General features: G+C 41.0%; 14 protein-coding genes. 5 read left to right on the forward strand and 9 right to left on the reverse strand.

Going from position 1 to position 13,220, the window contains the following annotated elements; genetic code table 11:
* Positions 1–126 precede the first annotated feature (126 nt).
* On the reverse strand, positions 127–1,608 hold the full coding sequence (locus CSV64_RS04915; protein WP_099633675.1) for a BCCT family transporter: 1,482 nt from the start codon (positions 1,606–1,608) through the stop codon (positions 127–129).
* Between the two features lie 600 nt (positions 1,609–2,208).
* On the opposite strand from CSV64_RS04915, the gene CSV64_RS04920 reads away from it, so the two are divergent.
* Both CSV64_RS04920 and pgeF read left to right on the forward strand, forming a co-directional pair.
* Positions 2,209–3,342: an amidohydrolase gene (locus CSV64_RS04920; RefSeq protein WP_099633676.1), complete on the forward strand. Its 1,134-nt coding sequence runs from the start codon at positions 2,209–2,211 to the stop codon at positions 3,340–3,342.
* Positions 3,339–4,100, forward strand: a complete 762-nt coding sequence (gene pgeF / locus CSV64_RS04925; protein ID WP_099633677.1) for a peptidoglycan editing factor PgeF — start codon at positions 3,339–3,341, stop codon at positions 4,098–4,100. The genes CSV64_RS04920 and pgeF overlap by 4 nt, the downstream gene beginning before the upstream one ends.
* 33 nt (positions 4,101–4,133) lie before the next feature.
* Here pgeF and CSV64_RS04930 read toward each other — a convergent pair whose 3' ends face one another.
* From CSV64_RS04930 to CSV64_RS04960, 7 genes are all read right to left on the reverse strand, one after another.
* Positions 4,134–5,450, reverse strand: a complete 1,317-nt coding sequence (locus CSV64_RS04930; protein WP_099633678.1) for a DUF4179 domain-containing protein — start codon at positions 5,448–5,450, stop codon at positions 4,134–4,136.
* A complete protein-coding gene (locus tag CSV64_RS04935) occupies positions 5,443–5,967 on the reverse strand; it encodes an RNA polymerase sigma factor (protein ID WP_233190404.1) in 525 nt (174 codons plus the stop codon). Before CSV64_RS04935 ends, CSV64_RS04930 begins: the two co-directional genes overlap by 8 nt.
* Before the next feature lie 127 nt (positions 5,968–6,094).
* Positions 6,095–6,727, reverse strand: coding sequence for a class F sortase (locus CSV64_RS04940; RefSeq protein ID WP_099633679.1), 633 nt, complete (start codon positions 6,725–6,727; stop codon positions 6,095–6,097).
* A 40-nt stretch (positions 6,728–6,767) separates the two neighbouring features.
* Entirely contained in the window at positions 6,768–8,129 is a 1,362-nt protein-coding gene (locus CSV64_RS04945; RefSeq protein WP_099633680.1) for a copper amine oxidase, read from the reverse strand.
* A 169-nt stretch (positions 8,130–8,298) separates the two neighbouring features.
* Positions 8,299–9,015: an anti-sigma factor gene (locus CSV64_RS04950; protein WP_099633681.1), complete on the reverse strand. Its 717-nt coding sequence runs from the start codon at positions 9,013–9,015 to the stop codon at positions 8,299–8,301.
* Positions 9,008–9,571 (reverse strand): RNA polymerase sigma factor, encoded by a 564-nt coding sequence (locus CSV64_RS04955; protein ID WP_099633682.1) that lies wholly within the window; start codon positions 9,569–9,571, stop codon positions 9,008–9,010. Before CSV64_RS04955 ends, CSV64_RS04950 begins: the two co-directional genes overlap by 8 nt.
* 138 nt (positions 9,572–9,709) lie before the next feature.
* Positions 9,710–10,057 (reverse strand): DUF378 domain-containing protein, encoded by a 348-nt coding sequence (locus CSV64_RS04960; protein ID WP_099633683.1) that lies wholly within the window; start codon positions 10,055–10,057, stop codon positions 9,710–9,712.
* A 170-nt stretch (positions 10,058–10,227) separates the two neighbouring features.
* Between CSV64_RS04960 and CSV64_RS04965 the strand changes: the two genes are divergently transcribed.
* Complete coding sequence (locus CSV64_RS04965; protein ID WP_099633684.1) at positions 10,228–11,145, forward strand: patatin-like phospholipase family protein; 918 nt, start codon at positions 10,228–10,230, stop codon at positions 11,143–11,145.
* 75 nt (positions 11,146–11,220) lie between these two features.
* The gene (locus CSV64_RS16620; RefSeq protein ID WP_158233005.1) at positions 11,221–11,376 is read left to right on the forward strand and encodes a hypothetical protein; all 156 of its coding nucleotides are present in this window, start codon (positions 11,221–11,223) and stop codon (positions 11,374–11,376) included.
* Between the two features lie 96 nt (positions 11,377–11,472).
* On the opposite strand, the gene CSV64_RS04970 is transcribed toward CSV64_RS16620, so the two are convergent.
* Entirely contained in the window at positions 11,473–11,658 is a 186-nt protein-coding gene (locus CSV64_RS04970) for a hypothetical protein (RefSeq protein WP_369823497.1), read from the reverse strand.
* 165 nt (positions 11,659–11,823) lie between these two features.
* Here CSV64_RS04970 and CSV64_RS04975 point away from each other — a divergent pair, with 165 nt between their 5' ends.
* Entirely contained in the window at positions 11,824–13,152 is a 1,329-nt protein-coding gene (locus tag CSV64_RS04975; protein WP_099633685.1) for a TrkH family potassium uptake protein, read from the forward strand.
* The last annotated feature ends 68 nt before the right edge of the window (positions 13,153–13,220 follow it).

Here is a 13,220-nt window from a genome sequence, read left to right on the forward strand (position 1 = left end):
CATGTTTGTATTATTTTTTATTAACGTAAAAACAAACTACAAATGTAATGATGCCTCTCTGCTTACCTGTTGCCTCAATAAAAAACAGAAAGGAACATGCAGTCAAAGCCGCATGTTCCTTCTTTTTTATTTCATTTTATATAACTCTTCGTTCATTGACTTGAACAACGCATACATCATCAATAAGATAACGAATGAGAATGGCAAGGCCGCTATAATAATTGTATTCTGCAAGGCAAGAAGTCCACCTGCAGAAAGCAAAATTAATGCGATTGTGGAAACAATGATACCCCAAATCACTTTGACAGAGTTCGGAGGTGTCAACGAACCATATGTTGACTGCATGCCCAACACGTAAGTCGCTGAATCAGCTGATGTGATGAAGAATGAAGTCACTAGAAGAATCGCGAACAATGATAGAACTAGTGAAAATGGCATTGAGTTAAACATCTCGAATGCAACTACTTCAATATTCAATGATGCCAAATCTGCTACTCCGTTATTCTGCATTTCAATTGCTGTAGTACCGAATGCCGAGAACCATAAGAACCCGAAGAATGAAGGAACAAGCAAGACGCCTGCCATAAATTCGCGGATTGTACGCCCTTTAGATACTCGTGCGATGAACATACTGACGAATGGTGACCAAGAAATCCACCAAGCCCAATAGAATATAGTCCATCCATCTAACCATCCACGATTTTCACCATTGAGTGGAGCTGTTCCCATACTCATATCGATGAGATTTGTGAAATAGCCACCAACTGAATCAGTGAACATATTCAAGATCAATAATGTAGGGCCAAGAATAAGAATTAATCCTAAAAGGGCTACTGCTAATATCAAGTTGATATTGGACAAATAGCGAATCCCTCTACTTAATCCAGACCAGGCCGATCCAATAAATAGTACTGTTACGACCGTTACGATTATAATTTGTGATTGAATACCTATCGTGAAACCAAATAAGTAATCCAACCCTGCGTTAATTTGAACAGCACCTAATCCTAGTGAAGTTGCCACACCGAAAGCAGTTGCGAAAACTGCGAGGACGTCAATTACTGTTCCTAGTGGTCCTTTTACTTTTTCCCCGAAAATCGGCTTCAATGTAGCTGAAATCAAGCCTGGTTCGCCTTTTCTAAACTGGAAGTACGCCAATGCCAAGGCGACCATTCCATACAAAGCCCAGATATGAAGACCGTAGTGTAGAAATGTTTTCCGCATAGACTCTTTAAAAGCAGCAGGTGTTTGCGGATCCTCTGTTGCCGGTACTGCGTAATGGGATAATGGTTCTGCGGCACCGTAGAAAACGAGTCCGATTCCCATCCCAGCGGAGAATAACATCGCAATCCACGTAATCGTAGAGAATTGCGGACGATCTGTATCTTTTCCTAAACGGATTTTACCGTATGGACTGAATATCATAAAAATACTGAGCAACAGTAGCGCTGTCATAATTAGCATGTAGTACCAACCGAATGTAGATGCTACAAAAGCTTTACCAGCTGAAGTGATTTCCTCGAAATGTACTGGATTTATTACTCCATATCCTACCGCGATTATTATTAAGACAATGGTAATATAAAAAACCTTTGATATTTTCTTCATAGTTCCCCCTTTAGAGATGAATTACACAAGCAGGTTTACACTATACTGTAAAGAAATCTAGAAATCAAATGAATACAAACAATTTATTTGATTTAATTAGAACACGACATAGCTTAAACCCTACTGCAATAAGTTTTCTTCTACATCTTATACAATCTCATTTTATTTTTATCACTATACTTTACTAGTAGAAAAAACCTGTCGAATTATCAAAAAACTGGATATTATGAAAGAAAAGGTTGGCTGGAATTTTCCTAGCCGACTATACATCACTTATCTACATACATAATCGCAATGTTATCACTTTCCATTGGATGGAGTTCAAAGCCTTTTATATAATCGGCAAATCCGATAGGTAGTGTCGTGTGTGTTACTAGTATCCACAGCATCCCCTCAATAATTTAAGGGGGTTTTTTATTGTCATGTGTTTCATAAAGATCCTCCTTCTATTGATAGTTCGACCTATTACTTTACTATTCTCGAGTAACTGTTTTGAAAAGTCAATTAACTTTTTGTCGAATAGTCACCATCTTTGCTGTTTACTAGTCAATATGTTTTACTTTTAACATCATCTACTTTATAAAACGGAGGGAATTCATAATGACTGACCCGCTAAACTATATAGAACTTCATCAAAAGGAAATCCTACAGACCTATCAAGACCTGCATGCTATTGCTGAACCTAGTTGGCAAGAGCAGCAGACTTCACGTTATTTACAGGATCATCTCTCATCTGCCGGATTAAGTATCACTACCTACACTGGGCATCACGGATTCATTGCAGAAATTGCTGGACGTACGAATGGCGTCATTGCGTTGCGTGCGGATATGGATGCACTAGTACAGGAAGTCGACGGGGAAGTAGTCGCTAACCACTCTTGCGGACATGACGCGCACAGCACAATGGCGTTATATACCGCACTGGCTTTAAAGAACAGCGAAACAGATTTACATCATACAATCCGATTCATTTTCCAACCTGCTGAGGAGTTAGCAGAAGGCGCATTGCAAATGATGGAAGAAGGCGTGCTTGAAGATGTTCGATTTCTAGGTGGCCTGCACGTACGTCCACATACGGAAGTGCCGTTCGGTAAGTCTGCCCCTGCGATTTTACATGGATCGTCTGCCACTATTATAGGCACGATTACAGGTACACCTGCGCATGCAGCGAGACCTGAAGAAGGTAATAATCCAATTGAAGCAGCAAGTTTACTAATTCAGTCACTGTGTCAGATCCGCTTACCAGGTAATAAAAAATTCTCCATTAAAATTACAGAGCTACATGGTGGTGAAACGAGTAACTCCATCCCTGCCAGTGCTCGATTCACACTAGATGTTCGCGCTGAAACGAATGATACGATGGATGCTTTGCTGGCAAAAGCCCGCCACATTATACAGTACACTGCTGCACTGACAGAGACGAAGATTACCTATGAAGAAGAGGGCTATTCACCTGCCGCTACGGAAAATGCCACAGCAATCCAACTGGCACAACGGGCGATTGGTTCTGTATTAGGAGAAGAAAATGTAGAGGGACCATGTATTTCTCAAGGGGCAGAAGACTTTCATTTTTACACGTGGAAAACCCCTACTATTCCCGCCACGATGATTGGACTCGGTTGTGATTTGAAACCAGGCTTGCATCATCCGCAAATGTCATTCAATACCGACGCTTTAATTTACGGTGCACAAATTCTGACGCAACTATTGCTAAATGCGGATCAAGAGTTATGAAAACAACTATCTATCAAGACCATAACAATTTACTAGCAGGCATGACCATGAAAGATTGCAGTGAAGTCGAGTGCAATAATACCGCTTTGCATGCATGCGTTTCGCCAGTTGACGTGATAAACAATCGCCGTCAACTGGCAGACTTCTTGCAATGTGATTTGGAAGATTTCGTATTTGCCAATCAAACACATAGTGCTAACTTTCATAAGGTGACTACACAAGATAGAGGTAAAGGCGCATGGCAACAAGATACAGCAATTCCTGACACCGATGCACTGTATACATTTGAACCAAATATCGTGCTGTGCAGTTTAACGGCGGACTGCGTTCCTGTATTATTTTACAGTGTAGATCGTACATTGATTGGCACAGTCCATTCGGGGTGGCAAGGCACTGTGAAAGAAATCACACTCAAGCTGTTTCATCACCTACAGCAATACGAGCACTGTGACCTGAGTCATATTCATGTCCAAATTGGTGCAGCACTCAGTCAAGAAAAATTTGAAGTCGATGAAGATGTCTATAAGAAGTTCCATAATCTTGGCTATGCACACGAATTCATATCCTATAATGCGGAAACACAAAAATATAATATCGATAACCAGCTGACCGTGAAGAAACAATGCACGCTGGCTGGAATTCCTGAAGCCAATATTACAATAGACCGTACATGTACATTCCTAAGTACAGAAGGCTTTTCCTATCGGCAAGATAGGCAGGCGGGTCGTCATGTAAGTTTCATTAGGAGAACCGTCTAAAAAACGCAGTGAGAAGTCCCTCACTGCGTTTTTTTATTTCAATTCTATTTTGATATCGCCTTCCAAATAGTTCGGATAGGCAAATATTTCGAGCTTCAAGGGATTTGTATAATCGGTAGGACTAAAACTAATATCCCAATGTTTTATTGAATCACTACTATACATACCTACTGATGGGCTGTGCATTTCTATTCCTTTCGCATCAGATATAGCGGATGCAAAATCATATTGGAAGGACGGATGATCTGCTTTTACCATAATGAATTCCGCATGGCTTTTATCCGATTTCACTAACTGTATTTTTTGATCTTCAGGTTGATTAAACCATTCCCCTGTTTCCGTATTGACTTCTGCTATAGCCTCTTCTGCTTTTAGCGCCTGCACTTTATTGATTCGCAAATAAAGCTTCTCAGGCTTTGAAAAGTAATTGCTTTGAAGGAAAAGTGTGGATTCACCATCCTCGCCTCCAAACGCCGTCGTACCGTTTTGGATAGATCCCCAGACTTCGCCCTTCTCATCCTCCAGCCGCATATCCTCGAATTGTAGAATTTTCATCGGATTGGCAGAGTCAATAGTAATTTTCACACCAACACGCAACGGGGATACAGTAACCTTTTCAATCGTAAATTTCTGTCCTGCAATATCCACTTCTTTATCTATAGTATAGACTTCACTTGGTTTTACTTGCTTAGGCACAGTGAAGGGTACGGTAAACACTGTCTCTTCGCCTTTTAGCTTAGTAGCTACCTTCAAGTCAAACGACTGATCTTGTGAAGTATACAATTCCCCAAACTGATAATCGATACGGTCCTTGTACGTATACACCTCTTCTTCATCCATCATATTTCCATAAGAAAAGCTGCCTTCTGGCATACCTTCCGCTTTCAAATTGATATAATCGACTCGTAAGCCAGTCAGTGGACGTTCTGAATCAATCGTATAGAATATATTCATTCCCGTTTCATCTAAAATAACGCCATCTATTGTTAACGTTTTATCTTGAATAGTTTGAGTAACCCCGATTTCTTGATAATAGTCGTTCTGGATCGCGGCATTGAGTCCTTTATCCATCGCAATCAATTCCACAAACTTCTCCATACCTGGTATGGAAGCTACCACATTAGCAAAGACGGGTGATACGCGAATGGATGTAATGAAAGTCAGAAGCAATAATGCAATGACTGCCACACTCCCTAAGAATCTCTTACGTCTTTTTCTGATTCGACGTTTTTCCTGCCGCACCCTTTCCACCCCTTGACGGATCGCCTGGTCAGCTTTAGATAAAGGCAAGGGTTGTTGATCCAAACGCTCTTTCAACTGCTTCAACCGCTCTTCTTCTGTCTCATACATGATCACTACCCCCTTTATCTTCAAAGTATGACCTTAATGTGCGCATCGTCTTGTAGAGTCTCGACTTCACAGTGCCTTCCGGTATATTTTCAGATTGTGCAATATCTTTAAATTTCGATTCCTGAAAGTACTTCAAATAGATTAATCGCTGTTCATCGTCAGACAATGTCGCCAGTGCTTCTCTCATTTCAATATATGAAATATCTTCTGATGATACAGTTTCCAACGCGCTATTATTTGCTGTAAATCGTTTACGCAGTTTCAACTGATCTTGGCAATAATTCATCATAATGCGGATTAGCCAGGTCTTGAGGTAATTGGGTTCTTTTACTGTCCGTACCTTTTTATAGGCCCGATATGTTACTTCCTGCAGTGCTTCGATCGCATCGTCTTCGTTTTGCAGAAAAGCCAAGGCCGTCCGAAGAAGTGATTCCTTATGCAATTGCATAACAGCGAGAAATGCTTCATCATCTCCGGCTATTGCTTTTACATGCAACTCTTTTTCTTTTATCTCCATTCGACCGTCACCCCACTCTCTGCCCTCTTATACATTAGACTCTACATTAGCTTAAAAGTTTACATCATTTTTTATTTATTTTTATGCACAAAAAAGATGCCTGCTCTCGCAAGACACCTTACTTCACTTATTCTGTTCCTTCAATTAATTCTGTATAGACGACTAAGCGATCGTCATGCGTTTTAGCCTTTCGATTCCATGATCCGGTACATGTGATTAAATTCAATCCACTGCCATATGTGAAGCCGAAGATGGTATCGACTGGTGCATCGGTACGCGGGTATGCAATTTTTTTCACTACCGCGAATCGTACAATCTCACCGTCTTCGCCATGTACCAATACTTCATCGCCAATCTCCATCTTATCTAGCTCGTAAAATACGGCTGGACCCGTTTTGGAATCTACATGACCTGCAATGACTGCGTTCCCCCTTCCACCAGGCTTTGTCCCCGGTGAAAACCAGCCCGCCTGATCGGGATCTTGTGGAACACCCATCTGACCGTTATCAAGACGTCCTACTTCCTCGATTGTTGCCTTGACGTCGAGCGAAGGGATTTCAATAACTTTTGGATCGATTCCAACCCGCTGGTCTTCTAAGGAGAATTCCTCCGGTGACCGCAAAGGAACAATGGGCATGTCCTCTACCTCTACTTTTGCAGAGGAAGAAGCCTTTACAATTTTCTCTTGTGGCTGTGAATCGGACTGTGCACAACCAGCCAACATGATGACCCCAATGAGTACTTGTATATAGAATTTCATCGTCTACACGGCTCCCTCCCTAAAAAAGTAGTCTATTCTTTTATTGTTGCTCTCCTGTTTTCCTACGAATCAAGACCATTGATGTACACACAATGAAGATCATGCTTAACGTTACCCACAAAATCGTGTAATCCGTTTCCTGACTCATACCGCCCATTCCTGTTTTCGGCATATCTGCAGGCATTGCAGAAGCAAACTGATCAGGGAACTGATCGACAATCGCACCGGATAATGCCGTTCCTACACCAAACATGTGACTGTAGGCTTCGTGAATATTGTCATATGCTGTTTCATAATCCTCATCCACATAACTGTCGAATGCCATAAGTAATTGATCGACGTGCATCTTCAAGCCTTCTTCAAGATCTGCCGCTTTCAATCGACCTTCCGTTGCAGTGTCTAAAAATGCTGCTTGCGTCACACGATAAGCATCCAAATCCGCCATCGCTTTGTCTTGTCCCGCTTTATCCTCTTTCGCCGTTGCTTGTACATAATCTACGAAGTACCCAATATGGCTGCTCCAGATTTCATTGAACTGTTTTGCACCTTCTGCCCCGTATACTGATTCAACAGATTTCGTTAAATCTTCCGTATTCGTATTCAAAATAGCTGCAGCTGCGTCAAAGTCTTTCGCGCCGTCAATACCCTTTTGCATAGCCAGTATTGCTAAAGCTGCATGTGTAGAAAATTCATTGTTTAGTGATTCGCGTAAATCTGCAGCCTTCGTATCTACGGATTGATTATCAAATTTCTCAGGGAACTGGTCAGTGATAGCCCATGATAAGCCTTTTCCTGTTCCGAACATGTGATGCATAGATTCCTTTAGACTTTCATATGCCTTATCGTAATCTTCTGCTCCATAGTTATCGAATGCCCAGATCAACTGATCGACGTGCATTTTCAAGCCTTCTTCTAGATCTGACGCCTTTAGACGATTTTCCGTAGCGACAGCCAAGAAGTCTGCCTGAGTGACACGGTATCCGTCTAGATCTTTAAGCGCTTTCTTTCTGCCTTCTTCATCTTTCTCAGCTGTTGCCGTAACATAGTTGACGAAATAGCCTATATGGCTGCTCCAGATTTCTTTGAATTGCTCACCTGCTTTGTCGCCGTAAACAGAGCCTACCGCTTTCGACAATTCATCCGTATTTTCCCCAAGTTGTCCAGCCGCGGCTTCAAAGTCTGCCGCTCCGTCCAAACCTTTCTGCATCGTAACAACCGCCAAGTAGGCATGCTCCGAAAGAATGCTGTCGAGTGTTGCTCGTAAATCTACCGCTTTGTTCGATATGGCTTCTGATGCTTTCCCTCCGTGTTCATGTTCTGCCGCACTTGTCAGAATCGCACCTGTTGGAAATAGTAATGAAACACTCAATGGAATAGCCGCCCAAGATTTTTTGAATTGCATAATTAATCGCTCCCTTTTTCGTTTTTGTTATACAGCTAACGTAACAAAAATAAGAATGGATCACTTTTTTCGAATTTTTTTAAAAAAATTTTTAAAATATAGTACTTCTGCAATAAAAAAGGTCTGAATCCATCACATTGCGTGAGGATCCAGACTCTATTTTGATCGTTTATATTCCACCAGCCAAGATAATCTGACCTTCTGGTGCTGGAAGATTCGGTTCTTTTTCTATCGTGATGGCAACCGTGTCCCAAGTTCCGGAAAGATCTGCGAGTGGATGACTTACAGTTCCTGTACCCGTTTCATTAGGTTGGACGATTCCCGCGGGATACGGTTGGTCCCCTTCTATCACCCAGACCTGATAGAGTTCGTCTGCAGATAATGTCGGTAAATCAGTGGCGTCAAGTAGCAGTACTTCTTGATCGCCATCAGCTATCAACATGGCGACTGCAGATGCACTTGTACCCTCTTCGGGTGCTAGTATACTTTGGCCAATCAATTGGATCTCACTCTGTGCTATGTCAGGTTCCTTTTGCATTTCAGTAAATAGGAAAGCATTTGCAACAAGTGAGGCAAATAACCCTGCAGCTAGTATGGATGTCGCAACACCCAAAGGGCGACGACTTTTTTCCTTTACCGGTATCTGCATGACATTTTCGTTCTTACTTGATTCGTCAGGAAGCGAAGCAAATACCCGCGCTTTTAAATCTGTCGGTACTTCTACTGCCTCTGATTCATACGGTAAATCTTCTGTCAGCATTTCCCACTCCATTAACTCTTCTTGACAAGATGGGCATTCTATCAAATGATCTTCAAATTGTCTCATCTCGACATCAGTTAGGGTACGATTGAAATAGTCAATCAACATATGACATGATTTATTCATTCGAAACCCCTCCTTCCTGACCGATAATTCCTTTTAAATGTTTAAGTGCTAGCCGAATCCTGCCTTTGACTGTTCCGAGTGGTAACTTACAGTGTTCAGCGATTTTGCTTTGACTGAAGCCTTTGAAGTAGAATAATTCAATAATTTCCTGTTGCTCTGCACGTAACTCTGCTATTGCCGTTCGAATCAATTCACGCCGTTCATTCCACTCCGCTGTTACTTCTGTCGATACGGTTTCCTCCGTCAGCGAATCTTTGTCCAACATCGGTTCGTACGCATGACGTTTAGATTTACGAAGTTCGTCTATCGATTTATTTCTTGTCACGGTCAGTAGCCAAGATGAAAACTTCCCTTTATCCTCAGCATATTGATTCGTTCCATTCCACAACTTTAAAAAGACATCTTGCGTCACTTCTTCCGCTATCGTTCGATTATTGGTCAATCGATAAGAAAACGAAAATACCAATTTTTCATAACGGTCATATAACTGTTCAAATGAATGCCGATTGTGTGCGACTGTTTGATAATAGAGCTGTACGTCATCCGTTCCGATCATAAAATTCTCCTTTTTACAGGCTTTTTCTTTTTACTTTACCACAGACAACCGGATGGTATCGCTCACTGCTCTTGTAAAACATCTTTAATATAGAAAAAGAGAGCGCCCTCGTCGTTAGATACGAGAACGCCCCACTTATTATTCTTTTGGACCTTTAGGTGACCGATCCACTTTTTTACGCTTCTCCGTCATATCCAGTTCTTCCCCAAATTCGGTGTTGTAATTCACATTCCGAATTCGATCGAACTGCTTATGGGGCTCTACTTTCTCATCCACGTCATCAATGATCTCTTCATTCGATCTAACTAAAAGTCCAATCGCTGCCAATCCGCTCAGTCCGACAATGGCATAGACTATCTTCGCAAGAATCGTGTCTTGTCCACCAAATACGCTGGCAACCAAATCAAAGTTGAAAAAACCAATCAATCCCCAGTTTAGAGCACCAATAATGACTAACGTCAGTGCAATCCGCATAAATACGCTCATGTTGCACACCTCCTCCAACAATCTATAATCGAATCCTGTACATGTCTGTATAGATTCCTTATTATAGTTCACTGAAAGAGATTTTTCATACATTTTCATATGAATAATGTTCTATTTCCGTTGCTTAGACCTTACATTAATAGACCAATAAAAATGAAAGCAGGGATACAGTGCGGATAAATGGCGTGTTTTCAGGCGGCGGATTGAAAGGTTTTGCGCTAGTTGGAGCGGTCCAAGAGTTGGAAAAACAAGGTTATCGTTTTGAAAACGTAGCTGGTACAAGTGCAGGAGCTATTGTAGCGAGCTTTTTGGCGGCCGGCTATACAGCCGATGAAATCGAAGTTATGTTGGCTGAAGAAGATTTCCAAGCGCTGCTGGATCCGAGGAAGACTCTATTGCCATTTCCCTTTATGAAATGGGTCTCGCTTTATTGGAGAATGGGTTTGTATCAAGGTAAGGCGTTGGAGGATTGGTTTTTTGAAAAGCTTGCGCGTAAAGGTTGTTATGCGTTTGGTGATCTTCCGAAAGGCTCGTTAAAACTGGTCGCATCTGACTTAACCAATGGCAAGATGATGGTACTACCTGATGATTTACAGAAATACGGATATGATGCTAACCAATTTTCCATTGCAAAGGCATTGCGTATGAGTTGTGGTATCCCCTACTTTTTTGAACCTGTACGTCTCGATGCACCAAAAGGAACGATTGTCGTAGATGGTGGCGTATTGAGTAATTTCCCGATGTGGATTTTCGATGAAGATACATCGTCGCGTAAACGACCTGTTATCGGAATCAAATTAAGTCGCAATCAAGATGAAGTACCCGGCCGCACCATTCGAAATGCCATGCAATTATTCGAAGCGTTATTTTCAACCATGAAAAATGCGCACGATGAAAAATACATTTCAAAACAACATGTGCAAAACGTAGTCTTCATTCCTGTAGAAAACTATAGTGCGACACAATTTGATTTAAGTGAGGAACAAATGGATGACTTGCTGTTTATCGGACGTAGTCGTACCAAGGAATTCTTGCTAACTTGGTCACCAACGAAGCCTCAGTTAGTCAGCAACCAAAATGTAATATGATTGAAATATTTGATTTCAATGCAGTTTAAAACGCCATCTTAGGGGGTAAATTGACTTATAAGGAGGGTTGCAATCATGACCAACCAAAATGAAAGTTCTATTTTCATCCGAGAGCTCGAACTACTTAGTGACGAGTACCATTCTGCGCCCGCCGATATCAAAACGTATATCCTACAAGATATTCAGTTACTTGAATCTGCGATTTCTCTTTTACAAAGTGACGTCCAGTAATGGCTTATCATATAAGAGTAGACCTATCCTCTAGCTCATAAAAATAACTGTTGCAGTTCACTATCACGCTCTGCCCGTTCTTCTTCTGTTGCCAAGTCATATTTTTTCAACAAATGAAATACCACGTTCAATGTCTCTTGACTCATTCAATGTCTCTTGACTCAATGGTTTGCTTAAAAACAACTCACAATTTCTCACTAATTCTTCTGGCATGAAGGATTGCTGTTCTGCTAACTTTTCTATGACGTCTTGTTGCGTATGATCAATTGCACAATTGCTCATCTGGATTCACTCCCTTATTGACACTGTATCATAATTATCAAAAAGTTTAAAACGAAGACTTGTCGCTAATTTCGTTAGAGCTACGAGTCTTTTTGTTATTAATTTTTAAAGTGAAACATACTAGCAGTTGTTATTTCATTCGATCTACCTGGAGATGAAAAGATCATGACAGCTATTAAAAAACGTAAGAAAGCTATTTCTCCTCCTGCTCTTATTGCTTTCTCTTTCCTATTCACTATAATAATTGGTACTCTACTATTAAAATTACCGATGGCTACATATAAACCAATTAGCTGGATAGATGCCCTTTTCACTGCCACTTCCGCTACAACTGTAACTGGACTAAGCGTCTTTAATATCACCGCTACACTAACCATTTTCGGAGAAGTCGTGTTGCTCATACTGATTCAAATAGGCGGAGTCGGATTAATGGCATTTGCAGTTGCCATACTCATTATTTTAGGCAGAAAAGTCGGCATGACCAACCGTATATTCATCCAGCAAACATTTAACTACCAATCCATTGGGGGAACGGTTCGCTTTGTAGGTGAAATCTTAACGTTCGTGTTCGTGATAGAAAGTATTGCCTTTATCGCTTTATGCACTGTATGGGTACCGGAGTTTGGCTGGAAACAAGGAATGTATTACAGTGTATTCCATGTAGTATCTGCTTTTAATAACGCAGGGTTTTCATTATTTCCTGACAATTTGAGTTCTTTCGCAGGTAATCCTATCATCACCATGATCCTGTCTGGGTTATTTATTATTGGAGGAATCGGCTTTATTGTTGTGAAGGACATCCTTCAAAAGAGATCGATTCAACAATGGACACTACACACGAAAATGATGATATTCGGTACGCTGACAGTGAACATTATTGCTACGCTCTTTTTATTTATCTTAGAGTTTCATAACGAAAAAACAATCGGTAGTTTCAGTTTTCTTGACAAGCTTTGGACTTCATACTTCCAAGCCGTGACCCCACGTACTGCTGGATTCAATATGGTCGTCATGGGAGATATGGAGGAGTCTTCTCTCTTACTAACACTTCTTCTCATGTTTATTGGTGGTGGTAGCGCATCTACAGCTTCCGGCATAAAGTTAACGACCTTTATGGTTATTTTACTGGCGACGATTTCTTACTTTAGAGGAATAAAAGAACCGCATATTTTCCAGCGTACTATTAAGTCGGAAATCATATTTCGTTCTATGGCTATAGGAGCGGTTAGCTCTGTCATTATCTTTGTCGCTTTATTTTTGCTGACTGTTACTGAAAAGATGCCATTCCTACCTTTATTATTTGAGACAGTCTCCGCTTTCGCAACTGTAGGACTTTCATTAGGAATTACAGGAGACATTAGCCCTGTCGGTGAAGTCATTCTTTGTTTCGTTATGTTTCTAGGCCGCATAGGACCGTTAACTTTATTTTTCCTGCTCATTCACACCAAAAAAGAATCCTATCATTATTCATATGATCAAGTGCAAACGGGTTAATTAACAGTTACTGCTGCTATTTAAAAAACTCCAGAGATTGACTCTGGAGTTTTTTTATTGTTGACGCA

Source organism: Sporosarcina sp. P32b (assembly GCF_002743335.1).
Lineage (GTDB): Bacteria > Bacillota > Bacilli > Bacillales_A > Planococcaceae > Sporosarcina.

What these genes read in the sequence shown, in the direction of transcription:
- CSV64_RS04915 (WP_099633675.1), bottom strand. Translation starts at nt 1,608, where the DNA reads ATGAAGAAAATATCAAAGGTTTTTTATATTACCATTGTCTTAATAATA.
- CSV64_RS04920 (WP_099633676.1), top strand. Translation starts at nt 2,209, where the DNA reads ATGACTGACCCGCTAAACTATATAGAACTTCATCAAAAGGAAATCCTA.
- pgeF (WP_099633677.1), top strand. Translation starts at nt 3,339, where the DNA reads ATGAAAACAACTATCTATCAAGACCATAACAATTTACTAGCAGGCATG.
- CSV64_RS04930 (WP_099633678.1), bottom strand. Translation starts at nt 5,450, where the DNA reads ATGTATGAGACAGAAGAAGAGCGGTTGAAGCAGTTGAAAGAGCGTTTG.
- CSV64_RS04935 (WP_233190404.1), bottom strand. Translation starts at nt 5,967, where the DNA reads ATGGAGATAAAAGAAAAAGAGTTGCATGTAAAAGCAATAGCCGGAGAT.
- CSV64_RS04940 (WP_099633679.1), bottom strand. Translation starts at nt 6,727, where the DNA reads ATGAAATTCTATATACAAGTACTCATTGGGGTCATCATGTTGGCTGGT.
- CSV64_RS04945 (WP_099633680.1), bottom strand. Translation starts at nt 8,129, where the DNA reads ATGCAATTCAAAAAATCTTGGGCGGCTATTCCATTGAGTGTTTCATTA.
- CSV64_RS04950 (WP_099633681.1), bottom strand. Translation starts at nt 9,015, where the DNA reads ATGAATAAATCATGTCATATGTTGATTGACTATTTCAATCGTACCCTA.
- CSV64_RS04955 (WP_099633682.1), bottom strand. Translation starts at nt 9,571, where the DNA reads ATGATCGGAACGGATGACGTACAGCTCTATTATCAAACAGTCGCACAC.
- CSV64_RS04960 (WP_099633683.1), bottom strand. Translation starts at nt 10,057, where the DNA reads ATGAGCGTATTTATGCGGATTGCACTGACGTTAGTCATTATTGGTGCT.
- CSV64_RS16620 (WP_158233005.1), top strand. Translation starts at nt 11,221, where the DNA reads ATGACCAACCAAAATGAAAGTTCTATTTTCATCCGAGAGCTCGAACTA.
- CSV64_RS04970 (WP_369823497.1), bottom strand. Translation starts at nt 11,658, where the DNA reads ATGAGCAATTGTGCAATTGATCATACGCAACAAGACGTCATAGAAAAG.
- CSV64_RS04975 (WP_099633685.1), top strand. Translation starts at nt 11,824, where the DNA reads ATGACAGCTATTAAAAAACGTAAGAAAGCTATTTCTCCTCCTGCTCTT.